Annotated in this window: 21 protein-coding genes; 11 read left to right on the top strand and 10 right to left on the bottom strand. The window is 61.0% G+C overall.

Going from position 1 to position 26,124, the window contains the following annotated elements; translation table 11 throughout:
- Positions 1-71 precede the first annotated feature (71 nt).
- The 5 genes from AC1D1M_RS16835 to aauR all read left to right on the top strand — a co-directional run bounded on the left by AC1D1M_RS16835 (position 72) and on the right by aauR (position 5,627).
- Positions 72-818 carry an amino acid ABC transporter permease gene (locus AC1D1M_RS16835; RefSeq protein WP_046041041.1) on the top strand — a complete coding sequence of 249 codons (747 nt, stop codon included), beginning with the start codon at positions 72-74 and terminating at the stop codon, positions 816-818.
- Positions 818-1,489 (top strand): amino acid ABC transporter permease, encoded by a 672-nt coding sequence (locus tag AC1D1M_RS16830; protein WP_477776554.1) that lies wholly within the window; start codon positions 818-820, stop codon positions 1,487-1,489. The genes AC1D1M_RS16835 and AC1D1M_RS16830 overlap by 1 nt, the downstream gene beginning before the upstream one ends.
- Positions 1,486-2,220 carry an amino acid ABC transporter ATP-binding protein gene (locus AC1D1M_RS16825; RefSeq protein ID WP_056721096.1) on the top strand — a complete coding sequence of 245 codons (735 nt, stop codon included), beginning with the start codon at positions 1,486-1,488 and terminating at the stop codon, positions 2,218-2,220. Before AC1D1M_RS16830 ends, AC1D1M_RS16825 begins: the two co-directional genes overlap by 4 nt.
- 180 nt (positions 2,221-2,400) lie before the next feature.
- Positions 2,401-4,302 (top strand): two-component sensor histidine kinase AauS, encoded by a 1,902-nt coding sequence (gene aauS, locus AC1D1M_RS16820; RefSeq protein WP_477776511.1) that lies wholly within the window; start codon positions 2,401-2,403, stop codon positions 4,300-4,302.
- Positions 4,299-5,627, top strand: a complete 1,329-nt coding sequence (gene aauR / locus AC1D1M_RS16815; RefSeq protein WP_477776510.1) for a two-component response regulator AauR — start codon at positions 4,299-4,301, stop codon at positions 5,625-5,627. Before aauS ends, aauR begins: the two co-directional genes overlap by 4 nt.
- 67 nt (positions 5,628-5,694) lie before the next feature.
- On the opposite strand, the gene AC1D1M_RS16810 is transcribed toward aauR, so the two are convergent.
- Entirely contained in the window at positions 5,695-6,729 is a 1,035-nt protein-coding gene (locus AC1D1M_RS16810; protein ID WP_477776509.1) for an alpha/beta fold hydrolase, read from the bottom strand.
- A gap of 218 nt (positions 6,730-6,947) precedes the next feature.
- Between AC1D1M_RS16810 and AC1D1M_RS16805 the strand changes: the two genes are divergently transcribed.
- The 3 genes from AC1D1M_RS16805 to metR all read left to right on the top strand — a co-directional run bounded on the left by AC1D1M_RS16805 (position 6,948) and on the right by metR (position 13,215).
- Positions 6,948-8,621 carry a dermonecrotic toxin domain-containing protein gene (locus AC1D1M_RS16805; RefSeq protein WP_477776508.1) on the top strand — a complete coding sequence of 558 codons (1,674 nt, stop codon included), beginning with the start codon at positions 6,948-6,950 and terminating at the stop codon, positions 8,619-8,621.
- A gap of 37 nt (positions 8,622-8,658) precedes the next feature.
- The gene (locus AC1D1M_RS16800) at positions 8,659-12,180 is read left to right on the top strand and encodes a dermonecrotic toxin domain-containing protein (protein ID WP_477776553.1); all 3,522 of its coding nucleotides are present in this window, start codon (positions 8,659-8,661) and stop codon (positions 12,178-12,180) included.
- Between the two features lie 117 nt (positions 12,181-12,297).
- Entirely contained in the window at positions 12,298-13,215 is a 918-nt protein-coding gene (gene metR / locus AC1D1M_RS16795) for a transcriptional regulator MetR (protein WP_007985733.1), read from the top strand.
- A gap of 122 nt (positions 13,216-13,337) precedes the next feature.
- Here the strand turns inward: metR and AC1D1M_RS16790 are convergent, their stop codons facing one another.
- From AC1D1M_RS16790 to AC1D1M_RS16770, 5 genes are all read right to left on the bottom strand, one after another.
- Complete coding sequence (locus tag AC1D1M_RS16790; RefSeq protein ID WP_477776507.1) at positions 13,338-13,835, bottom strand: N-acetyltransferase family protein; 498 nt, start codon at positions 13,833-13,835, stop codon at positions 13,338-13,340.
- 2 nt (positions 13,836-13,837) lie between these two features.
- Positions 13,838-14,476, bottom strand: coding sequence for a LysE family translocator (locus AC1D1M_RS16785; protein WP_477776506.1), 639 nt, complete (start codon positions 14,474-14,476; stop codon positions 13,838-13,840).
- 23 nt (positions 14,477-14,499) lie between these two features.
- Positions 14,500-14,934, bottom strand: a complete 435-nt coding sequence (locus AC1D1M_RS16780) for an NUDIX hydrolase (RefSeq protein ID WP_477776505.1) — start codon at positions 14,932-14,934, stop codon at positions 14,500-14,502.
- 142 nt (positions 14,935-15,076) lie between these two features.
- Positions 15,077-16,402 (bottom strand): APC family permease, encoded by a 1,326-nt coding sequence (locus AC1D1M_RS16775; protein ID WP_477776504.1) that lies wholly within the window; start codon positions 16,400-16,402, stop codon positions 15,077-15,079.
- Between the two features lie 233 nt (positions 16,403-16,635).
- A complete protein-coding gene (locus tag AC1D1M_RS16770; RefSeq protein ID WP_477776503.1) occupies positions 16,636-17,457 on the bottom strand; it encodes a carbon-nitrogen hydrolase family protein in 822 nt (273 codons plus the stop codon).
- 124 nt (positions 17,458-17,581) lie between these two features.
- Here AC1D1M_RS16770 and AC1D1M_RS16765 point away from each other — a divergent pair, with 124 nt between their 5' ends.
- Both AC1D1M_RS16765 and AC1D1M_RS16760 read left to right on the top strand, forming a co-directional pair.
- Positions 17,582-18,382, top strand: coding sequence for a helix-turn-helix transcriptional regulator (locus tag AC1D1M_RS16765; protein WP_477776502.1), 801 nt, complete (start codon positions 17,582-17,584; stop codon positions 18,380-18,382).
- A 29-nt stretch (positions 18,383-18,411) separates the two neighbouring features.
- Entirely contained in the window at positions 18,412-20,031 is a 1,620-nt protein-coding gene (locus tag AC1D1M_RS16760; RefSeq protein WP_477776501.1) for an FMN-binding glutamate synthase family protein, read from the top strand.
- Between the two features lie 27 nt (positions 20,032-20,058).
- On the opposite strand, the gene AC1D1M_RS16755 is transcribed toward AC1D1M_RS16760, so the two are convergent.
- The 3 genes from AC1D1M_RS16755 to AC1D1M_RS16745 are packed head-to-tail and all read right to left on the bottom strand — an operon-like array spanning position 20,059 to position 22,881.
- Positions 20,059-21,567 carry a glucosyltransferase domain-containing protein gene (locus tag AC1D1M_RS16755; protein WP_477776500.1) on the bottom strand — a complete coding sequence of 503 codons (1,509 nt, stop codon included), beginning with the start codon at positions 21,565-21,567 and terminating at the stop codon, positions 20,059-20,061.
- 1 nt (position 21,568) lies between these two features.
- Entirely contained in the window at positions 21,569-22,510 is a 942-nt protein-coding gene (locus AC1D1M_RS16750; RefSeq protein ID WP_477776499.1) for a glycosyltransferase family 2 protein, read from the bottom strand.
- Entirely contained in the window at positions 22,507-22,881 is a 375-nt protein-coding gene (locus AC1D1M_RS16745) for a GtrA family protein (protein WP_477776498.1), read from the bottom strand. The genes AC1D1M_RS16750 and AC1D1M_RS16745 overlap by 4 nt, the downstream gene beginning before the upstream one ends.
- Before the next feature lie 244 nt (positions 22,882-23,125).
- On the opposite strand from AC1D1M_RS16745, the gene AC1D1M_RS16740 reads away from it, so the two are divergent.
- Positions 23,126-24,286 carry an OpgC family protein gene (locus tag AC1D1M_RS16740; RefSeq protein ID WP_477776497.1) on the top strand — a complete coding sequence of 387 codons (1,161 nt, stop codon included), beginning with the start codon at positions 23,126-23,128 and terminating at the stop codon, positions 24,284-24,286.
- 89 nt (positions 24,287-24,375) lie between these two features.
- Here the strand turns inward: AC1D1M_RS16740 and AC1D1M_RS16735 are convergent, their stop codons facing one another.
- On the bottom strand, positions 24,376-25,797 hold the full coding sequence (locus AC1D1M_RS16735) for an amino acid permease (protein ID WP_477776496.1): 1,422 nt from the start codon (positions 25,795-25,797) through the stop codon (positions 24,376-24,378).
- Between the last annotated feature and the right edge of the window lie 327 nt (positions 25,798-26,124).

The raw sequence follows: 26,124 nt of genomic DNA, 5'->3' as shown, positions 1-26,124 counted from the left end.
AAGATCGGGCGGGAACGGAGCTTCCCCCAAGCGGGTACTTGTACATCGATCGAATCCGAGGGGAGACCCTAATGAATTACAACTGGGACTGGGGCGTGTTCTTCAAGTCCACCGGCGTGGGCAGCGAGACCTATTTCGACTGGTACGTGACCGGTTTGGGCTGGACCATCGGCATCGCCATCGCGGCCTGGATCATCGCCCTGACACTGGGCTCGGTCCTGGGCGTCATGCGTACCGTGCCAAATCGCATCGTATCGGGCATCGCCACCTGCTACGTCGAACTCTTCCGTAACGTGCCGCTGCTGGTTCAGCTGTTCATCTGGTACTTCCTGGTACCCGACCTGCTGCCGGCGGATCTGCAAGAGTGGTACAAGCAGGATCTGAACCCGACCACCTCGGCCTTCCTCAGCGTCGTCGTGTGCCTGGGCCTGTTCACCACCGCCCGGGTTTGCGAACAGGTGCGCACCGGTATCCAGGCCCTGCCAAAAGGCCAGGAATCCGCGGCCCGCGCCATGGGTTTCAAGCTGCCGCAGATCTACTGGAACGTGCTGCTGCCCCAGGCCTACCGGATCATCATTCCGCCGCTCACCTCGGAATTTTTGAACGTCTTCAAGAACACCTCCGTGGCCTCGCTGATCGGATTGATGGAATTGCTCGCGCAGACCAAACAGACCGCCGAGTTCTCCGCCAACCTGTTCGAAGCCTTCACCCTGGCAACGCTGATCTACTTCACCCTGAACATGAGCCTGATGTTGCTGATGCGCCTGGTCGAGAAGAAAGTCGCCGTACCGGGCCTGATTTCCGTAGGGGGTAAATGATGGAATTCGACTTCTCGGGCATCATCCCGTCCCTGCCGGGCCTGTGGAACGGCATGATCATGACCCTCAAGCTGATGGCCATGGGCGTGGTCGGCGGGATCATCCTCGGCACCATCCTGGCGCTGATGCGCCTGTCCCACAGCAAACTGCTGTCGAACATTGCCGGTGCCTACGTCAACTATTTCCGTTCGATCCCGTTGCTGCTGGTGATTACCTGGTTCTACCTGGCGGTGCCGTTCGTATTGCGCTGGATCACCGGCGAAGACACGCCAATCGGCGCATTCGCCTCGTGCATCGTGGCCTTCATGATGTTCGAAGCGGCGTACTTCTGCGAAATCGTCCGTGCCGGTGTGCAGTCGATTCCCAAGGGCCAGATGGGCGCTGCCCAGGCACTGGGCATGAGTTACGGGCAGATGATGCGCCTGATCATCCTGCCGCAAGCGTTCCGCAAGATGACTCCGCTGTTGCTGCAACAGAGCATCATCCTGTTTCAGGACACCTCGCTGGTCTACGCCGTCGGCCTGGTGGACTTCCTCAATGCTTCGCGCGCCAGTGGCGACATCATTGGCCGCTCCAATGAGTTCCTGGTTTTCGCCGGTCTCGTGTACTTCATCATCAGCTTTGCCGCCTCGCGGCTGGTCAAGCGTCTGCAAAAAAGGTTCGCCGTATGATCTCTATCAAAAGCATCAACAAGTGGTATGGGGACTTCCAGGTACTGACTGATTGCAGCACCGAGGTCAAAAAAGGCGAAGTGATCGTGGTGTGCGGGCCATCCGGTTCCGGCAAATCGACCCTGATCAAGTGCGTCAACGCCCTGGAACCGTTCCAGAAAGGCGACATCGTGGTCGATGGCACCTCCATCGCCGACCCGAAGACCAACCTGCCGAAACTGCGTTCCCGCGTGGGCATGGTGTTCCAGCACTTCGAGCTGTTCCCGCACCTGACCATCACCGAAAACCTGACCATTGCGCAGATCAAGGTGCTGGGCCGCAGCAAGGAAGAAGCCACCAAGAAAGGCCTGCAACTGCTCGAGCGCGTCGGTCTCTCGGCCCATGCCCACAAGCACCCTGGCCAGCTGTCCGGTGGCCAGCAACAGCGCGTGGCGATTGCCCGTGCGCTGGCGATGGACCCGATCGTCATGCTGTTCGACGAACCGACCTCGGCGCTCGACCCGGAAATGGTCAACGAAGTGCTCGACGTGATGGTGCAATTGGCCCACGAAGGCATGACCATGATGTGCGTGACCCACGAAATGGGCTTCGCCCGCAAAGTGGCGGACCGGGTGATCTTCATGGATGCCGGCAAGATCATCGAAGACTGCAAGAAAGAGGAGTTCTTCGGCGACATCAACGCCCGCGCCGAGCGTACGCAGCACTTCCTCAACAAGATTCTGCAGCACTAAAAGCACTGGGCAATAGCCAGAAGCCGCACCGACCCCCTGTGGGAGCGAGCTTGCTCGCGATAGCGGACTGACATTCAACATCAATGTTGACTGTGATGAAGTCATCGCGAGCAAGCTCGCTCCCACAGGGGGCGGCGGGGGCTTGCAGATTTGTGTGGTGGTTGACCCAAGGCATCTGTGATGAAATGCGACCCCAATCTTTATCGCGCAGCAATGCCATCACTCGCCGTGAAACCCCGTCTGGTTCGTCATTTGTTCCTGCCACCGCTGATCATCGCCATGATGATCGGCCTGGGCTATATCGGCTTCTGGATCAGTGAGCACTATGGCATTCGCAGCCTTGGCGAGAACGGCCAGCGACAGCTGGAACTGCACGCCCGTGCCGTCGAAAGCGAAATCAGCAAATACACCTACCTGCCCAGCCTGCTGGAGCTCGAAACCAGCGTTTCGCAGTTGCTGGCCGACCCGACCCCGGAACACCGGCAAACGGTCAACGATTACCTCGAAGGCCTGAACCGGCGCAGCCGCAGTCGGGCCATCTACGTGATGGACACCACCGGCCGCGTCATGGCCACCAGCAACTGGCGTGATGTCGACAGTTACCTGGGTGAAGACCTGTCCTTCCGTGCCTATTTCCAGAACGCCGTGCGCGGTCAGCCAGGACGCTTCTACGGCATCGGCAGTACCAACGGCGAACCCGGTTACTACCTGGCCCATGGCCTGGAAGAACACGGCAAGATCATTGGCGTCGCGGTGGTCAAGGTACGCCTGGAAGCCATGGAAGAACGCTGGCAACGGGCACGCCTGGAAGCCTTCGTCAGCGACGAGAACGGCATCATCATTCTGTCCAGCGATCCGGCTCGGCGTTTGAAATCGGTGGTGCCGCTGAGTGAAGAAACCAAGGAAAAACTCGCCCGCAGCCTGCAGTACTACTGGTTCCCGCTCAACGAACTGCAGCCGCTGGCCCGGGAAACCCTGTCCGAAGGCGTGGAAAAACTCACGTTCCCGGCCAACAGCGAACTGGTGTCCGACGACGAAAACATCAGCTACCTGGCGCAAACTCGGCCATTGAGCGATACGCCGTGGAATTTCACCCTGCTCACGCCGCTCCAGGATTTGCGCCGCGAAGCGATCAACCAGGGGATCCTGGTGGCCGTGGCGTTTGCCCTCTGTGCCTTTCTGTTGATCGCCTGGAACGAGCGGCGCAAGGTGATCGCCACCCGCCTCGCGGCCCGGGAAGCCTTGCAGGAAGCCAACAACCAGCTGGAGCGTCGGATTACCGAACGCACCACCGACCTGCGCGCCAGCAACGAACGGCTCAAAGGGCAGATCCGCGAGCGCCGGCTCGCCGAAGAGACTTTGCGCCGCGCCCAGGATGAACTGGTACAGGCCGGAAAACTCGCGGCCATCGGCCAGATGTCCACCAGCATCGCCCACGAACTGAACCAGCCGCTGGCGGCGCTGCGCACCTTGTCCGGCAATACCGTGCGCTTCCTCGAACGCGGCCAGCTCGATGTGGCCAGCACCAACCTCAAGACCATCAACGAACTGATCGACCGCATGGGCCGGATCACCGCCAGCCTGCGCTCGTTCGCCCGGCGCGGGGACGATAAGGGCCAGGCCTGCCTCGGCAAAGCGGTGGACGCGGCCCTGCAATTGCACGGTGCACGGGTGGAAAACACCCCTCTGCAATTGCACCGCCATTTCGAAGCTGTGCAGGTGCAGATCGACCAGACCCGCCTGGAGCAGATTCTGGTCAACCTGATCGGCAACGCCCTCGACGCCATGCAAGCGCAACCGCAACCCGAGCTGTGGCTCGAGGGCGAAGAGTTCGATGGCAAATACCGCCTGCGCGTGCGAGACAACGGCCACGGCATCGACGCCGAAGCGCGCAAGCACCTGTTCGAACCCTTCTTCACCACCAAACCCGGTGAACAGGGCCTGGGCCTTGGCCTGACCCTTTCCGCCAGCCTGGCCGCCGCCACCGGCGGTCATCTGGGTGTCGAGCACCCGGCCAGCGGTGGTACTACATTCGTCCTCAGTTTACCGTTGGTAAGCCCCACTCCCGCCGAGCCAATATGAACAACGAACTTAGTGTATTGATCGTCGAAGACGACCCCCATGTGCTGCTCGGCTGCCAACAGGCGCTGACCCTGGAAGACATTCCCTGCATTGGCGTGGGCAGCGCCGAAGAAGCGCTGGAGCAGGTCGGCGAAAATTTTGCCGGCATCGTCGTCAGCGACATTCGCCTGCCGGGCATCGATGGCCTGGAATTGCTGACCCGGCTCAAGGCCCGCGACCGCAGCCTGCCGGTGGTGCTGATCACCGGGCACGGCGACATTTCCATGGCCGTCGGCGCGATGCAGAAAGGCGCCTACGACTTCATGGAAAAGCCGTTCTCTCCGGAGCGCCTGGTGGACGTGGCTCGTCGCGCCCTGGAGCAACGCAGCCTGGCACGAGAAGTCTCGTCGCTGCGTCGGCAATTGGCCGAGCGTGACTCCCTCGAAGGGCGGATCATCGGACGCTCGCCGGCCATGCAGAACCTGCGGGAACTGATTGCCAACGTCGCCGACACCTCGGCCAACGTGCTGATCGAAGGCGAGACCGGCACCGGCAAGGAGTTGGTCGCGCGCTGCCTGCACGATTTCAGCCGGCGGCACACCAAGCAGTTCGTCGCCTTGAACTGCGGCGGCCTGCCGGAGAACCTCTTCGAAAGCGAAATTTTCGGCCACGAGGCCAACGCCTTTACCGGCGCGGGCAAACGGCGGATCGGCAAGATCGAACACGCCGACGGCGGCACGCTGTTCCTCGACGAAGTGGAAAGCATGCCTCTGCCCTTGCAGATCAAACTGCTGCGGGTGTTGCAGGAACGCACCCTCGAACGCCTCGGCTCGAACCAGAGCGTAGCGGTGGATTGCCGGGTGATCGCGGCGACCAAATCCGACCTCGTCGAGTCGAGCAAGGCCGGCGAATTCCGCAGCGACCTGTACTACCGCCTCAACGTGGTGACCCTGGAACTGCCGCCATTGCGCGAACGCCGCGAGGACATCCTGCAACTGTTCGAACACTTCCTGCAGCAGTCGTCCCTGCGCTTCGACCGCACGGCGCCAGAGCTGGACAACCAGACCGTTTCGAACCTGATGAGCCACGACTGGCCGGGCAACGTGCGTGAACTGCGCAACGTTGCCGAGCGCTTTGCCCTGGGCCTGCCGGCGTTCAAGAAACCTGGCGCAGGCGGCAGCGCTCAGGGCCTGGCCTTTGCCGAAGCGGTGGAAGCCTTTGAGCGCAACCTGCTCAGCGATGCCTTGCAACGCAGCGGCGGCAACCTGACCCAGGCCAGCCAGGAACTGGGCATGGCCAAGACCACGCTGTTCGACAAAGTGAAAAAATACGGGCTAAGCCATTGAGCAAAACCTGATCGCCCACTACCTCTGTAGGAGCTGCCGGAGGCTGCTCCTACAGGGGATTGAGGGGTTAGAGAAGGTTGCGATCGGCCACAGGCTCGATCTGCGCCCAGTGCGAAGTGTCTTCACGGTGCTCGCGCAAGTACGGCAACACCGCCGCCAGCAACGGCGCCTTGAACGCCTCCTGGAAGCGATGGGCCAGGCCGGGAATCAGGATCAATTGGCTGCCTCGTAGATGCGCCGCCAGATGCACGCCGTGCATCACCGGCAGCAGCGGATCGGCCGTGCCATGCACCACCAGCGCCGGCACCCGCAACTGATTGAGCAGCGTCACCCGGCTCGGCTCGGCGAGAATGGCCATGATCTGGCGTTTCACGCCCTCGGGATTGAACGCCCGGTCATAGGACTGCGCCGCCTGATGCAGCAGCGCCTGACGATCATCGGTGACCATCGGGCTGCCCAGCGCCGCCAACAGGTCGGCCTGTTGCTCCAGGGCCACTTCGCGGTTCGGTGCGCCGCGCCGGGCCAACAACTGCACCAGTGCCGCACTCGGCGCCGGCAAGCCTTCGGCTCCGGAAGTGGTCATGATCAGGGTCAGACTCTCGACCCGTTGCGGTGCCATGGCCGCCATGTGCTGAGCGATCATCCCGCCCATGCTGGCGCCCAACACGTGGAATTGATCGATGTGCAAGGCGTCCATCAAGCCCAGGCCATCGTCGGCCATGTCGGTCAGCGAGTACGGCGACGACACCGGCAATCCGAGTTTGTAGCGCAGCACTTCGAAGGTCAGGTTGGCTTCGGCCGGTGCTTGCCGCCAGGTCGACAGGCCGACATCGCGATTGTCATAGCGGATCACCCGGAACCCCTGCTGGCACAGCGCGACCACCACCTCGTCCGGCCAGTGAATCAATTGCCCGCCCAGGCCCATCACCAGCAGCAATGCCGGATCCGACGCACGGCCAATGCTCTGGTACGCCAGGCTTACCTGGGCCAGATCCACCCGTTCGGTCGGAACATTGACGTCACAACGCGAAGCCGCCAGGGACGGCAGGCCGAACAACAGCGCGGCCAAAAATACGATTCGTGAAAAGAATGAAGCACCCATGAAAAAACACCAAAACGCAGAATCCCAGTAGAGCGCGAGTCTGATGAAGTTTGTTCAAGTGCGCTGCCACAGTTCCATGACAGTTTGATGAAGAGTGCCGAGCGGTCATCAGGCGTCAGATTTGGCCTCGCCATAACTATGTACCACCCGACCGTTTGACGACTGCCTCCTAATGCCCCTACCGCCGGCACGGCCCGGCCTTCTGGAGACTCATCGTCATGGTTGACGAAACCACCCCCCTTGCGGCCGATTTCGGCCTTACCTTCCCTTTGCCCGCCAATCCGGATCAAGGCCTGAGCCTGAGCGCCGTGGCGCGCTGGGATGAGTGCCGCGAACAATGGCTCGCCCTCATGGCGCAGAGCCCGCAATCTGCCCTCGATAGCGATTGGTGGAGCGCACGTGCGCTCGGCACCGATCGATCGCGCCGGGCACAGGCTATCCACTTGTATCGCCAGCATTTCGAGACGTCGAGCCAATGGGCGTTTGCCCAGGGCATCCTGGATGCCGGGCAGGTCAAAACGCTGATGGCGATGATCGACCCGCCAGAGCAAGCAACAACACCTGACGAGCACTCGGTGTATGTCGAACAACTGAATCTCAAGGATGGAAAAGGTCTGTCTGTCGAGCTGTCCGGCGCGTTGGTCATCACCCGGGATACCGATCAGCCGGTCGCTCAGCTGTTGTATCTGCCTTCGCATTCATCCGCCTGGATGACATTCAAATCCCGTAATGAACTGGAACGCTGGTTGATCGAACATCAACCGCAGCGGTTCGATCAGCCCCGCCTGTCGACGGACACGGTCAAGGTCGAATACACCGTCCTCGACAAGACGGTGCTGCTCACCAGCGCCGAAGCCCTGTCGTCCCGCTTGTCCGTGGCCACCGTCGATCGGTCCGGTAATGCTGCGGCACTGTCAGCGCCACCGGACCTGCCGTTGGTGGAGGCAAATGACTCCGCTGCCCTGTTCGGCCAGCTAAGCCCCGATATCCCTTTGGGTGTCCGTCACCGTGCACTGGTACAACAACGGGCGGCACTGGAAGCGTTGCTCGGCGATGATTTTACCGGTGATGCCGACGATCCGCGCCTGCAACGCCTGCAACAACAAATCGACGCCCTCGCTGCTGCCGAGCAGGCCAGCACAACTGCAGCAACGGCGCTGCTGGACACAGGCGATACCGTCAAGTTGCTGGAGTTGCGTCACCAGCCAGGTCCGCATTACGCCGCCCTGCACCAGGCACGCAAGACCGGATTGCGCGCCGAAGCCGAACTGCAATTGAGCCTGAACCAGATCAACAGTGAAGAACATCAGTGGCTCACCCGTGTGCTGGATGCCACCGATCAAGCCCCGGCGGCCGATGTAGTGGTTGCACGACTGGAACTGTCAGAAACGAACACTGAGGGCGATACCCACCGCACGCAAACCGAGGAACTGGCCGGTGTCCTGTTGTTTGCCAAACCCTCGGCATTGCTGCCGTCCTCGACCGACAGCCTGTTGCTCTACTGGCCCGGGCGCTTCGGTGGTTTGCAGCGCTTCAGCTCTCGACAGGCGCTGGAGCAGACCTTGTTCAAACGCCCGGCCAACGACAACACCCTGGCCCTGCACGTCTTGCCGCTGAACGGCCCGCCGTTCGAGTACGCCTTGCAGACCCAGCTTCACAGCTGTGAACAGCAGGCGGTCCGGATAATGGCGGCCAATCCTGTGCCGTCTCATGCCATCCAACGCGCGGCCGAACTGGAAAAAGCTGCGCGAACAGACCCTTGCCTGCCTGACCGTTCCCCGGTCCGCCGCCCGAGAGTTGGCGTACGCGCACATCCTCGAACAAAACCGCAGCAGTGCGCTGGCTGCACAATTGCCGGCGTGGCATGGCGATCTCTCCGCCGTGCAGCGTGACCGACTCAAGGCGCTGTTCAAGTCCTATATCGCCGCGATGAAACGTTCCCACGAGTGGCTGGAACGCGAGCTGCCGCCTCGGGAAACCTTCACCAAGAAAGCTGTCGACGCCCGGCTGCGCCAGGACTTCGACCTTACCCAATCCATGCAGGTGCTGCTCGACATTCCCGATTCCACGACCTGGCGCAAAGTCGTCATCGAAGGCGCCGCGCCAGGCACCCCCCAGAAAAATGTACTGGTCGCCAGCGAGCAGCGCAGCAAGCTGTCCCTCGGCGACCTGGCGCTGAGCAACATCGATCAGGAAATGTGGTGGCGACTGTCGCTGATGCAGGTCGAGGTCAGCGGTGCCGACGCCGTACAACGGCAGAAAGTGAAAAGCGGCATCACTATGTCCTGGCTGCGCAAGCTGGTCACCGAGCTGGATGTGGCCGGGAAATATGAAACGCTGATCAGCGAGACCTTTCTCGGTCCCTCGACGGCATCGACGTTCAGCAACGAATACCGGCACGAATGTCTGAGTGAACCCTGGCGCCTGATGCTGCGTTTGCAAGGCGAATTCGCCGTGCTCACCAAAGACATCAATGCCGATGGCCAACAAGTCTTGGACATCGCCATCGATGCCAACAGCCGTGAAGCCTTCAGCGCCAATGGCAAGCGCATCGAACTGCTGCCGGCACACCTGACGGTGGGCGGCAAGGACACCCCTGGCCAGGGGCCGACCACGCTGTCCGGCGTCACCTTTATCGTGGAGCAGATCAGCGGCCTGACTTTGCTTTATCTGCCAGACAACCCCGACGGTGTCCTTCTGCGCCAGTTCGACAGCCTTGAACAGGCTCGTCTGCGTCTGTTCAACGATTGCCTGCGCAGCTCCATGGTCACCTATCTCGCCGGCCGGGCCTTGACCGGAGAGTTCGCCCATCACGTCAGTCGAATCAACGAGGCGCGAGTGAGAAACTTCGAGGGCCTGATCGGCGTCGGTACGCCTTGGCCATCCAGCACCTCCCTGGCGGCGCATCTGCTGAACGCGCATATGGGCCGTTTGCTCGAAGCACATCGGGCGACATCGCGCTCCAACGATGCGTTGTACCTGGAGAACGTCGCCTTGAAGTCCGGCGCCATGTTCAACTACCTGAAAATGGCCGTGGGCATGCTGCCCTTCGTCGGTACGGCCATCGCCCTGTACGACGCCTGGAACAGCGCCAACCTGGCGGTGGCGGCCTTCCTGCGCGGTGATGTCGGCCATGGCCTGGCCGAGGTGGAGGCGGTGCTGTTGTCGCTGATCGACGCGGCCATGGACATTCTCCCCGGTGCCAGTGCCGCGCCCGCTGCCGCCCGCGCCGCCACGCGCAGTCGTCAGTGGCGGGCGCTGGGTAAAAGCCCGCGGGCCTTGCAGGTATCGACGCGACACCAGGCACGGCGTGCCCTGGAACGCTTCAAGGGTTATGAATATGAAAAACCGCTTTCCCTCGCGGGCTTGCAACCGGGCACCGAAGGCATTTATCGCAACGTGTATCGTCACGCCGACGGCGAATTCATGCTCAGCCAAGGGCGAATTTATCGCATCGAACTGGAAGGCAAACCACCCCGCTGGCGCTTGAGCGGCACCAGCAGCCGGACCTACAAACAGCCGGTTGCCCTGGATGAGTCCGGCCAGTGGAACACCCACTACGCAGTGTACGGCACCGTGATTGAAGGCGGCGGCGTGGGGGGTGGCGCGGTGCTTGGGCACATGGCCGATGGATTGGACCCACTCTGGCCGGTCGCCATTCGCCGCTGGCTGCCACGCTGGTGGACGGATCGGGCCTTGCGTCGGCAGTTAACCCTGAAAAACACCGCCGATGCCCATACCCGGCGCCTCGATGCCCAGACCCGTAAGAACAGCAGCCTGGTGCAGGGCTACTACGATCTTTCACCCGCGCAGCGCCCGGCACATCGCCCCGCTGTCGATCTTGCCTGCCTGGACGACATCGAAACCACACAGGCTTTGTACCTGACCCTTGAAGAGCTGGTGGTGTTGAGTCATGGCAACAATCGCGCCCAGATCATTGACATTCAAAGCCGCTGCGCCTGGATTGTCGTCGACCGACTGGACCGCAGGATCGGCCTGGTCAGGGAGCGACTGCTGGAATACCTCGACCGAATCGAACAACTGATCACCCGCTCGGACACGACGCCGGTCACCGATACCGTCGCACACTTGAAACTGATGGCCGAGCGCAAGGAAGTGCGAAAAGCCTTTATCACTGAGTTTGACCAGCAGCATCAAGCCGCCGAAGAAGCCAACCGATGGCACAGTCGCATCACCCGCCCCAGGCATAAAGAGAACGTGGCCAGGACCATCGAACAGCTGAACAACGTATACAGCGATGCCAATTACCGGTACCTGAAGGCGGCGCATGTGCTGGAAACCATCACCCACTACGACGCTGTCGACGATCTGTCGTGGACTTACTTCCATGTGCAGTTGAAAAAGTCCCGCGAGAAGGTTGGACGTGCCCTGCTGACCCAACATCATCTGCCGCAAGTACGCTCCAGCGTCGTCCAGCGCACCAGGGTTTTCGAAGATTGCCTGGACATCTACACCCAATTCCGTCGCCAGCTCGGCGCCTGGACGCTGGGCTATCCGCAACACCTGGATTTGGAGCAAGTCACTTTGTTTCTGGATAACCTCGACCAGATGGAAACATTCGCCCGCAATGCCATCAGTAATCGATCTGCAACCCCACCTCCGACAAAAAGCACCGGAAAACAACTGTTCGAGACTGAAGACAACCGATTGCTGATTGGCGAGCCCAGTACCGATGTCGTGACTCGGCAACAGCACTTCATCATTGACGTCAATGGCTACAAGGAAACCTGGCTGCCCCGCTCCACCGGTAAATATCACCTCAGTGAACCAGCCGTCTCCGCGCAACCGATGCTGCCGACCGATGTCAGGCCGCTGCTGACAGAGGCCGGAAAAAGGCTGGGGGCCGCGGACGCCTATACCAACAAAGTCAAAGGCTATGCGCAGCAAAACATGCTGCCCGTCGACCTGGAGCACATGATGAGCAGCGAAGCTGCGGAGTTGACCCTGCGCGCCCAGGCCATCGAACGGTTGTCCCCTGCTGAGACCGTGACGCTGCAATTGCGCAATCGGGCGAATGAGATGTTGCTCACGGGGCGCACCCTGCGCATCGAGCAAAGCATGAACAGCAAAACCCCGACCGAAGGTTATCTGGACTATCTGCTTGAACAGCAAGTGGTGGACATCCGCAAGGAAGGTGGCTTGCGCGACCTGGGCAGACGCGCAGACGGTCGACGGGATTTCCTCCAGGAGTACGAGGTGCGCGACCTGCGCAGCGAACCGGTGCAAACCCTGTGGTACGCACATTTCCACTACACCTCGGCCCAGCCGCAATTCAGTGACTTCGTCAAAGGCCATCTGAAACTGCCGGAACAACGCAACCTGGGCCTGCAATGGCAGAGGGACGTTGCCGCCAGCGGCGGTACGGTCGAGGCGATCTGGCGCGGCGACATTGGTAAACCGCTGGGCAACAAACACTTCTCCACCCTGTAAAGCAGCAACGGCGGAGCACGCGATGTGCTCCGCCGTGCTTGTAGTCGACAGCGGCATCAACATGAGACAAACTCAACCTTTTCGATTTATCGACAAGTTTTCCTCATGGAGCCCCCGGTGCTTGAAATCCGTCACCTCAAGACCCTGCACGCCTTGCGCGAAGCCGACAGCCTGGTGGATGCGGCCGATCGCCTGCACCTGACCCAGTCGGCCCTGTCCCATCAGTTCAAGGAGCTGGAGGAGCGCATGGGCATGCCGCTGTTCGTGCGCAAGACCAAACCGGTGCGCTTCACCAGCGCCGGTTTGCGCCTGCTACAACTGGCCGACGCCACCCTGCCGCTGCTGCGCGCCGCCGAACGCGACATCAGTCGCCTGGCCGGGGGCACCGCCGGTCGTCTGCACATGGCCATCGAGTGCCACAGTTGTTTCCAGTGGCTGATGCCGACCATCGACCAGTTCCGCGACGCCTGGCCGGAAGTCGAGCTGGACCTGGCCTCCGGGTTTTCCTTCGCCCCGCTGCCGGCCCTGGCCCGTGGCGACCTGGACCTGGTGGTGACCTCCGATCCGGTGGACCTGGCCGGGATCACCTATGTACCGCTGTTCACTTATGAAGCGATGCTGGCGGTGGCCAACCAGCACCGCCTGGCCAGCAAGGCCTATATCGTCCCGGAAGACCTGCTCCCGGAAACCTTGATCACCTACCCGGTGGAACGGGACCGGCTGGACATCTTCACCCGCTTCCTCGAACCCGCCGACATCGAACCGGCCCAGGTCCGCACCTCGGAACTGACGGTGATGATGATGCAACTGGTGGCCAGCGGTCGTGGCGTGTGCGGCATGCCCCATTGGGCACTGCATGAATACAGCTCACGGGGCTATGTGAAAGCCAAGCGGCTGGGTGAGAAAGGTTTGTTCGCCACACTGTATGCGGCGATCAGGGCCGACATGCTCGATGCGCCGTACATGCGCGACTTCTTGCTGACAGCCAAGGACACGTCGTTTTCGACATTGGATGGGGTTAGTGCAGTTCGTTAGAGCAACACACGTCCCTGTGGGAGCGAGCTTGCTCGCGATGGCGGCGTGCCAGTCAATACAGGTGTTGAATGTCAGTCCGCTATCGCGAGCAAGCTCGCTCCCACAGGGGATCTTGGTGATCTTCAGAGCTCGCGCCACATGTGGATCTTGTCGAAGTAGTCCTCCCCCACCCGCACGGCCATCGGTTCCAGGCCGAACTGGACGAAATCGCAGCGCTGGTAGAGGTTGAACGCGGCATCGTTGCCGGCGGTGACGGTCAACTGGATCAGGCGCAAACCCGCATGGTTCTGCGCCTCGGCCAATGCCGCCTGAACCAGTTGATAACCGAGCCCGCGCTGACGGACCGTCGGTGAGACGTACATGCCAAACAGCGTCACCTTGTGCCGGGCCTTTTCCCGAGGCTCGAATGCAAGGCCGACAATGCCGGCCAACCGGCCTTCTTCGAACGCCCCGAGCACCACGTCCAGCTTGCCCGTCAGGCGCGACTCCCACCAGTCCAGCGGCATCGCCGCCCGCTCGCGCACGCTCGAAGTGAAGGCCTGTGGGTGCAGGTCGTAGGCTTCGAGCATCAGCGCCCGGTAGTCCAGGGCATGGCTGGCATCCAGTCGTTCGATCCACATCCTCAAACCATCCGTTTTTGCTCAAGCATCAGCCGCAGCGCCAGCGCCGACAACACGAAACCCATGAAATAGCGCTGCATCGCCAGCCAGGTCGGATTACTGACGAACCACGAGGCGATGCCCGCGGCAAACATGGCGATCAGCAGGTTGACGCAGAAACTGACGCTGATCTGGGTCAGGCCGAGGATGATGCTCTGGCTGAACACCGAGCCATGCTCCGGCGTGATGAACTGCGGAAACACCGATAGATAGAACACCGCGATTTTCGGGTTCAGGGCGCTGGTCAGAAAGCCCATGGTGATCAGCTTGCGCGACGAATCCGGGGGCAACTGCTGCGCCTCGAACGGCGAGCGCGCACCGGGTTTGACCGCCTGCCAGGCCAGCCACAACAGGTACAGCGCACCGGCCCACTTCAACACCTCATAGGCCATCGGCACCGCCAGGAACACCGCGGTCAAACCGGCAGCCGCGGCAAACAGGTGCACGAAGAATCCGGCGACCACCCCAAGCAACGAGATCACCCCGGCCTTGCGCCCCTGGCAGATCGAACGGGAGATCAGGTAGATCATGTTCGGCCCCGGCGTCAGTACCATCAGCAACGCGGCAGCAGCAAAAATCAACAGGTCTTGAAGCGGGATCATGGGCGAGGTCCTTTGCGTAATGATCAGGCGATCGCGGTCAGCGATGCCCGATAAAACGGCAGGATCAGGTCCCGTGTCAATGGCGCCAGGCTGACATCGCCGTCGGTGGCCGGGTTGATCCAGATCACTTCTTCGATTTCCGCCGCAGGCGTCACGTCGACATCGATGTGCAGCTGAAAAATCTCGGCGTGTACGACAAAACCCGGTTCGTTGGCGGCCGGTGCCGAGAAATGACCGAGGTAAACAGCCTGCGCCGGGTCGATGTCCAGACCCAGCTCTTCTTCCAGCTCCCGGGCCAGGGCGTGAACCGGCAACTCGTGGGGCTCGATCTTGCCACCCGGCTGCATGAACGCCGTGGTACCGCGCTTGCGCACCAGCAACGTGCGGCCGTCGGGACCGATCAATAAGGCAGCGGCGATGCGGATGGTCCCGGTGGCTGGCATGGAAAACGTCGACATAAACAGAAGGCCCTTGACTCAAAAGCGGCAAGGATCACATGTCCGCCCTGTAGGAGCGAGCTTGCTCGCGAAAACGCGTAAAACCAGATGCCCATCGGCGCCCTCAGGTTTATCGCGAGCAAGCTCGCTCCTACAGTTTCCTTTATGCAGCTTCCTGGAAATCCATCTCCGGCGGCTGCCGACGGAAACCGCCGGTCAGCACGGCCAGGTACACCACTCCAATCGCCAGCCAGCTCAACCCCAGATAAACCGCCAAATGATCGAGGCTGACCATCAGCCACAAATCCGCTGCCAGGCCGATGAACGGGAACAGCAGGAACAGCACGAATTCGCGTGGGCCTTTTTTCTCGCCACCGATCCAGTAATGGAAGATCACCGACAGGTTGACCAGGCTAAACGCCAGGAACGCGCCGAAGTTGATGAACGAGGTCGAGGTGGTGACGTCCAGTTTCAGTGCCAGCAACGCCACCACCGCGCACAGCAGGATGCTGTTGATCGGCGTGCCGAAGCGTTCGTGCAAGGTGCCGAAAAACGCTTTTGGCAGCACGCCGTCGCGGCCCATGGCGTACAGCAGCCGCGAACCGCTGGCCTGGGCCGACAGGCCCGATGCGAACTGGCCGACGATCAGGCCGATCAGGAAGATCGACACGAACAGGTCGCCACCGATGTTGCGGGCAATTTCGTAGGCCGCCGAGTCGACGCTGTCGAACAGGAACGACGGATGGGCGATCTGCACGAAGTACGACACACCGACGAAAATCAGCCCGCCGATCAGGGTGATCAGCATGATCGCCCGGGGAATGGTGCGGCGTGGGTCGCGGGTTTCTTCGGTCAGGGTGCTGACCGCGTCGAAGCCGAGGAACGAGTAGCAGGCGATGGCCGCGCCGCTCATGATCAACGGCATCTGCATGTCGCCATTGAAGAACGGCTTGATCGACCACAACGGCGTACTCGCATCACCGCCGACGTAGTGCACGCACAACGCGACGAAGGCGATCAGCACCAGGAACTGCACCAGCATCAGCAAGGCATTGATGCCGTTGGCCAGTTTCAGGCCGACGATGTTGATCGCGCTGGTGATGCCGATGAACGCCAGCACCCAGATCCACTGCGGCACGGCCGGGAATGCGGAGTTGAGGTAGGCCGCACCGATCAGCCAGATCGCCATCGGCAGGAACAGGTAATCGAGCAGCACCGCCCAACCGGCGATGAACCCGAGTTTCGGGCTGATGGCCTTGCGCACATAGCTGTAGGCCGAGCCGGCCACCGGGAACGCCGAGGCCATGCGCCCGTAGCTCATGGCGGTGAAAAACATCGCCACCAGCGCCGCGAGGTACGCGGCCGGCACCATGCCGGCGGTGGATTGGGCGAGGATGCCAAAGGTGCCGAGCACAATGATCGGCGTCATGTAGGCGATGCCAAACAGCACCACCGACCCCAGTGACAGGGTACGTTGCAAACGAGCCATGAGCGACTACTCCGAATTTTATTGGATTTATGGCAGAGCCGAGTTCGGCGCAAATTACGGGTGTTGCGTTGTTGTTCTTGGGTCAGGCAGGTGTGTCGTCTGGGAGGGCCTCATCGCGAGCAAGCTCGCTCCCACAGGATTTGTGTCGATTACAAAATCTGAATCCACTGGAGCCCCCCTGTGGGAGCGAGCTTGCTCGCGATGGCGTCAGTCCAGCCAACACGGAATCCGGATCAGCGCGCAGGAATCAGCAGCTCCCGCAGCCCACCCGCCTGCTCGACCACCTCCCCCGGCAACCTCAGCCGCTGATCATCCAGATAGCGATAATCCTGGCGCGCCGCCGTCAGCTGGTTCAGGTCCAGCTCGACCGCAAACTGCCCTTCCTCGCGTCCGGCTTCGAACAACAAGGTGCCCAACGGATCGACCAATGCGCTGCCGCCGGCAAACAGCAAACCACCGTCACCCTCTTCCACCCGGTTGACCATCAGCGCAAACGCCTGGTTTTCCTGGGCACGGGCCATGATCGCGGTGCGGTGGGTCGGGCCGTACGGGTCCATGTTGCCGTTGGTGACGATCAACAGTTCGGCACCCAGTTGCGCCAGGGCGCGGGCGCTTTCGGGGAATTCGATGTCGTAGCAAATCAGCAGGCCCACGCGCACGCCGTTCCACAGGCAGGTGGCGTAGCGATCACCCGCCTCGTAGACACCGCGATCCGAGGCCCACAAGTGGGTCTTGCGGTATTTCAGCGCGATGCCTTCAGGGGTGATCAGCAGCGTGGTGTTGTAGAAACGGCCGTTGTCGTTCTCGGCCATGCCGATGGCCACGGCGATATTGCGCTCGCGGGCGGCGGCGATTACCGCGCTGACGGACGGGCCGTCCAGCGCCTCGGCTACCTCGGCCACGGACTCCGCCGAAGGGAAGCCCATCAAGTGGCCTTCAGGGAACAGGATCAGCTGCGTGTCGGCTGCGCACCCGGCAATCGCCGCCAGGGTGCGTCCGAGGTTGTAAGCCGTGTCGTTGTCACGGCCTGCCAATTGGGCGAGTTCGACCTTCATGGGTATTCCTTGTTATGGGCCGGGCGGCAGAAAGATTGCCCGGTCGGTGTCTGTGCGCCAGTATGCGCAGCAAGCAACCGGGCGGGGAATCACGCCGCTGGGGTAACACGATAGGGGTAGATGCATGACACTCTCGTTGGACGACATCGCCTGGCACCGCTCGGTGGGGCAACTGATCGACGCCCTGGACAAGCCCAATTTCTGGACCCAGCTTGTACGCCTGCTGGACCAGTACGTGTCCTTCGACAGCTGGGTGGCCCTGCTTTTCAGCGCCGACCAGCGCCCGCAGGTGTTCGCCGAATGTCCCGGCGAAGACGGCAGCCCCGACCAGTTGTTCCAGGATTACCTGCGCGGCCTGTACCTGCTCGACCCGTTCTACATCGCCTGCCGCGAGCAATCGCGCACCGGGCTGTATCGCCTGTCCGAAGTGGCCCCGGAGCACTTCGAGCTGACCGAGTATTACCAGCGCTACTTTCGTCTGAATGTGGTGGCCGACGAAATCCAGTTCAATTGTCAGCTCGAAGGCGACCGCACGCTGTGCCTGTCCCTGGGCAGCACGCAGCGCTTCAGCGGCCAGCAGATCGCCTTGCTGTCGTTGATCCAGCCGTGGGTGCTCGGTTTGCTGCGCCAGCGTCTACCCTATGAAATCAACGAAATAGTGGCCCTGGCCCCCGCACCGCCGCAAGCTGACTGGCGGGTACAGCTGGAGGCCTCGGTGCAGCAGCTCAAAGGCGCGCAGTTGACGGCCCGGGAGCTGGATGTCGGGCGCTTGATGCTCAGCGGTTGCTCCAGTAAAGAAATCGCCCGCAAGCTGGAAATCTCGGTCGAAACCGTGAAAGTCCACAAGAAACACATGTACAGCAAGCTGGGGATCAAATCCCAGTCCGAGCTGTTTTCGATTTTTCTCCAGGCACAAAATGCCTGAAAACTCGAGTCCGAACCCAAGGAAACCGTATGAGCCTGTCACTCCTGAGCCGCTACGCCTTCTTTGCCGTCTGCGTGATTTTCACCCTCGCCAGCCTGCCTTTTCTTGAATATGACTGGCTCTGGCCGATAACCGCCGTCACCGCAGTCCTCAGCCTGATCGGCCTGTTCGATCTGCTGCAAAGCCCCCACGCGGTGCGTCGCAATTACCCGATCCTCGGCAATATCCGCTACCTGGTCGAAGGCATCCGCCCGGAAATCCGCCAGTACCTGCTCGAATCCGACAGCGACGCCCTGCCCTTCTCCCGGGCCCAACGCTCGCTGGTCTATTCCCGAGCCAAGAATGAAACCGCCGACAAGCCCTTCGGCACGCTGATTGACGTGTATCAGTCGGGTTTCGAATTCATCGGCCACTCCATGCGCCCGGCGCCCTTGAGCGACCCGAGCAGTTTCCGGGTCACCGTCGGCGGCCCCCAGTGCACCCAGCCGTATTCGGCGTCGGTGTTCAATATCTCGGCCATGAGTTTCGGCTCGCTCAGCGCCAACGCCATCCGCGCGCTGAACCAGGGCGCCAAGCTCGGCAATTTCGCCCATGACACCGGCGAAGGCAGCATCAGCCCCTATCACCGGGAAAACGGCGGCGACCTGACCTGGGAACTGGGCAGCGGTTACTTCGGCTGCCGCACCAGCGACGGTCGCTTCGACCCGGAACGCTTCGCGGCGCAAGCCCGGACGCCGCAGGTGCGAATGATCGAAATCAAGATGAGCCAGGGCGCCAAGCCCGGCCACGGCGGCATCCTGCCCAAGCACAAGGTCACCCGGGAAATCGCCGAAACCCGCGGCATCCAGATGGGCGAGGACTGCGTGTCACCGTCGCGCCACACTGCGTTTTCCACACCGATCGAAATGATGCATTTCATCGCACAATTGCGTGAGTTGTCCGGCGGCAAACCGGTGGGCTTCAAGTTCTGTCTCGGCCATCCGTGGGAGTTCATGGGCATCGCCAAGGCCATGCTGGAGACGGGCATCCTCCCGGACTTCATCGTGGTCGATGGCAAGGAAGGCGGTACCGGTGCGGCGCCGGTGGAGTTCACCGACCACATCGGCGTGCCGATGCGCGAGGGCCTGCTGTTCGTGCACAACACCCTGGTGGGCCTGAACCTGCGGGACAAGATCAAACTCGGCGCCAGCGGCAAGATCGTCAGCGCCTTCGACATCGCCAGCGTGCTGGCCATCGGCGCCGACTGGGCCAACTCGGCGCGCGGCTTCATGTTCGCCATCGGTTGCATCCAGTCGCAGAGTTGCCACACCAACAAATGCCCGACCGGCGTCGCCACCCAGGACACCCTGCGCCAGCGCGCGCTGGTGGTGCCGGACAAGGCCCAGCGCGTATTCAACTTCCACCGCAACACCCTCAAGGCTCTGGCGGAAATGCTCGCCGCCGCCGGCCTCGAACATCCGTCGCAGTTGTCCGCCAAGCATCTGGTGCGACGCATGTCGGCGACCGAGATCAAGCTGTTCTCGCAATTGCACGTGTTCCTCAAGCCGGGGGAGTTGCTGACCGGTGAAGTGAACGGCGAGTTCTACTCGCGGATGTGGCAGATGGCCCGGGCCGACAGTTTCGAACCCCATGACATAGCGGCGGCATGACCTCGCCACCCCGGTCGAAATCGCACATCACCAACGTAGCGATTTGGTCGGGGCCGGCTCCTTCATTACGATAAAACCGTAATCACCGATCAGGTAAATCCGGTAGTACTGGCTGTCCACCAGCGGCGGATAGCCCTGATAGCCAACCCGCGTCGCGTTGCGCCGCTCCCGCTCCGCCACCACGTTGGTGATACCCGCTTTTGGCAGATTCTCGGCCAGCATGTAAAAGTCGGTATTGAGCAGGTAGTGCAGCACCGGCATCTGCTTGAATGAGCCTGCCGCCGCCGTTAACCAGTAGTCGGAGTAACTCACCGAGATGTAGATCCGCCTGGCCTCGCGCAGCGACTGATGGCTGGCGATGTCGTACGCAAGACCGGCCAGCGCCGTGGACGCAAAGGTTTTCTGCACCGTCAGCACCCGGCCATAGGCGAACGACAGCGACAACATCGCCAGCAGCGGAATGATCAACAACAGTGGCAGTCGTTCATGGATCGACGCCAGCGCCAGATGACTCAAATAGCACAGCAACACCAGCAGCACGGCGAAGCCCATCAAGGTGCGGGCGCCCTCGTTGAAGTCGCGGAAAAACAACGCGACACCGGACACCAGCAGCGTCACCACCGGCAATGTCAGCAAACACATCAGGCCGATCAACAGCTTCTTCGGTCCGCGGTCCTGACGCGCCGCTACGTTCAGTCCCAGCCGCACCGCCCCGGCTATCGCCAACAGCAACAACCCGCCGAATACCCAGAGCCATCCACTATTGAACAGCAGCACGACTTTTTCCAGGACCCGGGCGATGTTGATCTGGATCTGCAATAAAGGATTCGTCGCCCAATTGAGCAGCAATGTGCGATTCGAGTCCATGAACGGGTAAGCACTGACGCTGTAGATCAACCCGCCGAGGATGAGCTGGGCGGCTTTCCAGCCCAGCAGGTCGCCCCATGGCACCGGGGCGGTTTTATCGTTGGCGGCCCTGAGCAATTCCAGGCAACACAGGCCCAGGAACACATTCAGGCTGACTTGATACAGCCCCAGCGCCAAGGCAATCAGGAACGACGGCACCAGCCACTGCACGCCGCGCCAAGGGTGGCGAAAGGTGATCGCGTAGATCACCGCCACCAGGCTCAAGGCCGTGGCGGGACCGTCGTATTGATAGGACAGGTTTTGCAGGAAGAACGGGGTGTACCAGAGCGGCAACAGCACCAGGCAGCAAGCGACGGTGGGCTGGCGAAAGTAATGGAACGTCAGACTGGTCAGCGCCGACGCCATAGCCAGCGTGGCGATCAACAAGGGCAAGGGAAAGATGTTCGGCGCGGCATGGCTGAAGGTCAGCACGTTGTAGAACAGCTGGGCGAACAGTCGGCCCTGTTCGGCCCAGGCCATGCCTGCCGACAGCGAGCGCCAGTTGTCATCGATATAGGGAAAATCCGCGAGGATCAACGGCAGGACATACACAAAGGTTGCGCACAGAAAAAACCGCCAGACCTGATGCCAGCTGAGTTCGCGAACGAAGAAGTCGCCGAATCGGCCCATGCTAGCGCCTGCCCCGGTCTTTACCGCCGACGATGTCCTTGATCACATAACGCGGCCGGTGCTTGGCCTCGATATAGATGCGACCGATGTACTCGCCGAGGATGCCGATACCGATCAGTTGCACGCCACCGAGAAACAGGATCGCGGTCATCAGCGACGGATAACCGGGAACGCTGTTGCCGAAGAAAATCTTGTCCAGCACCATGTACACCGCATAGAGCACCGCGAAAATCGAAATGCCGCCACCGACGTAAGTCCACAAACGCAGCGGCACGGTGCTGAACGAGGTCACGCCTTCCAGGGCCAGGTTCCACAGCTTCCAGACATTGAACTTGCTGTTCCCCGCCACCCTTCCTGCCCGCTCGAACTCCACCACCACGGTGTTGAACCCGGCCCACGACAGCACGCCTTTCATGAACAACTGATGCTCGGGCAGGGAACGGATGACGTCGACCACCTTGCGATCCATCAGCCGGAAGTCCCCGACGTTTTCTTCGATGCGGGTGTAGGCGATGCGATTGAGCACATGGTAGAAAATCGACGCGCTGTGGCGCCTGAGGTAGCCGTCGACGTCCCGATTACGGCGTTTTGCGAGGACCACGTCGGCACCCTTTAGCCATTGTTCGATCAATAACGGGATGACACTGATCGGGTCCTGCAGATCGACATCCATGGGAATCACGGCATCGCCGCTGGCGTGCTCCAGCCCGGCAAACAGTGCCGGTTCCTTACCGAAATTGCGCGAGAAATTGATCAGCATGACCTGATCATCCGCCTGCGCCAGTGCCGTAGCCTGCTCGGCCGTGCGGTCGGAGCTGCCGTCGTTAATGAAGACGATCTCGATTTCGGTGCCGCTGAGCTTCAACTCCCGTCGCACCGCCTGATAAAACAGGTTGATTGACTGCTCTTCGTTGAACACCGGGACAATGAGCGAGATTTTCATCGATCACGCTCACGAAACACCACGTATTTGGAATACAGGAAACCGAACACCAGGCTCAACGCCGAAAACAGGACCACCGTGAACAAACCGTGCAATCGCCAGACGTCGCCCAGATGGCCAACCCCCAGGCTCAATGCCCCCATGCCCAAAAGAAACAGCAGGTAACCCGCGACCGTGGCACTAGCGGCGAAGGTAAATTGCGCGTTCATGTAGAAGGAAAACGACGCAGCCACGCAGAAGGCCGCCAGGTTGCTGATCGCCTGACTGAGACCGACCGCCACGCTCAGCAGGAAAAAGATCTGCCAGTGAATCAGGGTGTTGGCGACCCCGATCACTGTGTAACTGGACAGCCCTTTCCACAACAGTCTCATGTGAGACTCCCGTTTTTAGAACGTTGCACTCATTAGTATTTGAGCCTGTCTACTGTCAGAAATCGCAGGTTGACGGACCTTTCTGACCAGCGGTTGAGCCTTGGGGCAACGCCCGAGACATTCGGTAATATCCCGGTTTTGCAATTGCCCGCGAATCAGTCCACCCTGCGCGCCGCCGATTGGGCACGTGGCCTTTGCGCCCGCGGCCAATCCCATTTTCACCCGCTGTTACGAGTCTGCTGTCATGACGTTAGCACGCGATCACCGGATCGACTTTTTTCGTGGTCTGGCGCTGATCTTCATCTTTTGGGATCACGTGCCCCACAACCCCTTGGGGCAAATTACCCTGCGTAACTTCGGTTTCAGCGATGCGGCCGAGGTTTTCGTTTTTCTGGCCGGTTACGCGGCCGTGCTGGCGTACGGCAAAGTCCTGGCGCGCGAAGGCTTTCTGATCGCTTGCGTGAAAATCCTGCGCCGAGCGTGGGTGCTCTACGTGGTGCATATCTTCCTGCTGGCGATGCTGATGGGCATTGTGTTTTTCGCCAACAGCCACGTGGAAACACGGGATCTGGTGGAGGAAATGGGCATGCATCACTTCATCAGCAACCCTCAGCAGGCCTTGATCGATGAACTGCTTTTGCGCTTCAAGCCAAACCTGATGGACCCGTTGCCGCTGTACATCGTGCTGTTGGCGGGCTTGCCCCTGGTGCTGCCGATTCTGGTGCGCAAGGCCTGGGTGGTGGTCGCGATGTCATTGGCGCTGTACCTGATGGTGCCACTGGCTGGCTGGAACCTGGCGGCCATCAAGGATGGCGTGTGGTATTTCAACCCGGTTGCCTGGCAGCTGCTGTTCGTACTCGGCGGTGCCGCTGCGATTCACAGCCAGCGCCCGCGCTTGCCCGAGACCCGTCCATTGGTTCGCCAGCAGTTGTTTGTCGGTGCGGCGCTGTATGTCGTGGTCGCAGGTGTGTTGACCGTCCTGTGGCGTTGGCCGGACTTGCACGATGCCGTGGTGCCGGCGAGCCTGAAGAACCTCCTGTACCCCATCAGCAAGACCGACCTGTCCCCCGTGCGCCTGCTGCATTTCCTCGCATTGGCCTACGTCACGGCGAAACTGATTCCCGACAGCGGATGGACGCAAAACTGGCTTGCGCAGCAAAGTTGCCGCATGGGCCGTTTCTCGCTGGAGATTTTCTGCCTGGGCGTGCTGCTGGCGCCATTGGCGGATATGGTCAATGCGCTGACCGACGATGCTTTTGCCATGCAGATCTTCACGGCGCTGGTGGGGGCCGGGTTGATGGCGCTGCTGGCGACCTGGCTTGAGTTCAACAAGCGGTTGAACCAGACAATCAAAAGATCGCAGCCTGCGGCAGCTCCTACAGAATCAGACCGCATTCCCCTGTAGGAGCTGCCGCAGGCTGCGATCTTTTGCTCTTTAAAACCAAAAAGCCCCGATCCTTTCGACCGGGGCTTTTGTCTTTCAGGCGTTACAACTTACGAAGCCGAACGCACCGCACCTTGCGAAACATTGGTCGGTTGCAGCTTGAACACGTAGAACAGCACCGTCAGCAGCACCAGAAACGCAGGCCCCACATACAGCGCCACGCGGGTGTCCGGGAAGTACGCCATCAAGCCGACCACCAGCACCAGGAACGCCAGCGCCAGGTACGAGCTGATCGGGTACAGCCACATGCGATATTTCAGGCCGGCCGCTTCGCCGGCGCTCAGGCCTTTGCGGAATTTCAACTGGGCCAGCAGAATCATCACCCAGGTCCAGATCGCGCCGAAGGTGGCAATCGCCGTCACCCAGACAAACACCTTTTCCGGCACCAGATAGTTGAGCAGTACGCCCAGCAGCAACGCACCAATCGAAAGCAGCAATGCACGACGCGGTACGCCGTTGTTCGAGGTCTTGGCAAAGCCGGCCGGGGCCTGGCCGTTCTGCGCCAGGCTGTAGAGCATGCGCCCGGTGCTGAAGATGCCGCCATTACAGGATGACAGCGCTGCGGTGATCACCACGAAGTTGATGATGCCCGCCGCGGTCTTGATGCCCAGACGCTCGAAGGTCATCACGAACGGGCTGCCCTGGGTGCCGATTTCGTTCCACGGGTAGATCGACAGGATCACGAACAACGCACCGACGTAGAACAGCAGAATCCGCCAGAACACCGAGCCGATGGCGTTGGGGATGGTCTTTTGCGGGTTCTTCGCTTCACCGGCGGTCAGGCCGATCATCTCCACGCCGAGGTAGGCGAACATCACCATTTGCAGGGACATCAACACGCCTTGCACGCCGTTGGGCATGAAGCCGCCGTGGGTCCACAGGTTGGAAATCCCCAGGGCCAYGCCGTCGTTGCCGAAACCGAAGGCGATGATGCCAATGCCGCCGAACACCATCGCAATAATGGTGACGATCTTGATCAGGGCGAACCAGAACTCGAATTCGCCGAAGGCCTTGACCGCGATCAGGTTGATCGAGCCCATGCTGATCAACGCCGCGAGCGCCCAGATCCAGCGAGGCACATCGGGGAACCAGATGCCCATGTACACCGCCACTGCAGTGATTTCCGCGACGCAGGTCACCAACCACAGGAACCAGTAGTTCCAGCCGGTCAGGAAGCCCGCCAGCGGGCCGAGGTAGTCTTGGGCGTAACGGCTGAACGAGCCGGCAACCGGGTTGTGCACGGCCATCTCGCCGAGGGCGCGCATGATCACCAGGATCGCCAGACCGCCGATGATGTAGGACAGCATGATGGCCGGGCCGGCCATTTCGATGGCCTTGGCCGAGCCCAGGAACAGGCCGACGCCGATACAGGCACCGAGTGCCATCAGGCGAATATGCCGCTCGCCGAGTTCACGTTTAAGCGGACCGCCCTGAGCGGTCTCGCCTTGGGGCTGGTGATTGCCTACGGGCATTGGGGACAACCTCGTCTTGTTATTGGATATGACCACCGGGCATTGAAGCCTCCGACCGATAGGCCAATGGCTTCGCGTAACCGGGCCTGCTTTGTAAGCAGAACCGTCCTGCAGGACAAAACCTGCAAGATCAGCGGGTCGTGCAGTATAAAAAGCTGACGACAGGGATATTCACTCTATAAACCACTAAATTCAGACATAAACCCCGGCAAAAACCCGATTTATGGAGGGGCATCACCTAGATTCTGTAGGAATTTTCGCCATTTAAAGGGCGCGGAGTATTGCACAGCATTGGTGCATCGTCATGCCCTTATGAAAGCCGTACTT

This window comes from Pseudomonas sp. P1_F7 (assembly GCF_056405655.1).
Note: the sequence above shows the minus strand (reverse complement) of the source record. Positions and strands in the feature narration are given on the sequence as shown.

Coding starts and splice junctions, on each gene's coding strand:
- AC1D1M_RS16755 (WP_477776500.1), bottom strand. CDS start 21,567: ATGGGCCGATTCGGCGACTTCTTCGTTCGCGAACTCAGCTGGCATCAG.
- AC1D1M_RS16770 (WP_477776503.1), bottom strand. CDS start 17,457: ATGAAGGTCGAACTCGCCCAATTGGCAGGCCGTGACAACGACACGGCT.
- AC1D1M_RS16750 (WP_477776499.1), bottom strand. CDS start 22,510: ATGAAAATCTCGCTCATTGTCCCGGTGTTCAACGAAGAGCAGTCAATC.
- AC1D1M_RS16800 (WP_477776553.1), top strand. CDS start 8,659: ATGAAACGTTCCCACGAGTGGCTGGAACGCGAGCTGCCGCCTCGGGAA.
- AC1D1M_RS16810 (WP_477776509.1), bottom strand. CDS start 6,729: ATGGGTGCTTCATTCTTTTCACGAATCGTATTTTTGGCCGCGCTGTTG.
- AC1D1M_RS16825 (WP_056721096.1), top strand. CDS start 1,486: ATGATCTCTATCAAAAGCATCAACAAGTGGTATGGGGACTTCCAGGTA.
- AC1D1M_RS16780 (WP_477776505.1), bottom strand. CDS start 14,934: ATGTCGACGTTTTCCATGCCAGCCACCGGGACCATCCGCATCGCCGCT.
- AC1D1M_RS16790 (WP_477776507.1), bottom strand. CDS start 13,835: ATGTGGATCGAACGACTGGATGCCAGCCATGCCCTGGACTACCGGGCG.
- AC1D1M_RS16740 (WP_477776497.1), top strand. CDS start 23,126: ATGACGTTAGCACGCGATCACCGGATCGACTTTTTTCGTGGTCTGGCG.
- AC1D1M_RS16745 (WP_477776498.1), bottom strand. CDS start 22,881: ATGAGACTGTTGTGGAAAGGGCTGTCCAGTTACACAGTGATCGGGGTC.
- AC1D1M_RS16760 (WP_477776501.1), top strand. CDS start 18,412: ATGAGCCTGTCACTCCTGAGCCGCTACGCCTTCTTTGCCGTCTGCGTG.
- aauR (WP_477776510.1), top strand. CDS start 4,299: ATGAACAACGAACTTAGTGTATTGATCGTCGAAGACGACCCCCATGTG.
- AC1D1M_RS16805 (WP_477776508.1), top strand. CDS start 6,948: ATGGTTGACGAAACCACCCCCCTTGCGGCCGATTTCGGCCTTACCTTC.
- AC1D1M_RS16775 (WP_477776504.1), bottom strand. CDS start 16,402: ATGGCTCGTTTGCAACGTACCCTGTCACTGGGGTCGGTGGTGCTGTTT.
- AC1D1M_RS16830 (WP_477776554.1), top strand. CDS start 818: ATGGAATTCGACTTCTCGGGCATCATCCCGTCCCTGCCGGGCCTGTGG.
- AC1D1M_RS16765 (WP_477776502.1), top strand. CDS start 17,582: ATGACACTCTCGTTGGACGACATCGCCTGGCACCGCTCGGTGGGGCAA.
- AC1D1M_RS16835 (WP_046041041.1), top strand. CDS start 72: ATGAATTACAACTGGGACTGGGGCGTGTTCTTCAAGTCCACCGGCGTG.
- aauS (WP_477776511.1), top strand. CDS start 2,401: ATGAAATGCGACCCCAATCTTTATCGCGCAGCAATGCCATCACTCGCC.
- AC1D1M_RS16785 (WP_477776506.1), bottom strand. CDS start 14,476: ATGATCCCGCTTCAAGACCTGTTGATTTTTGCTGCTGCCGCGTTGCTG.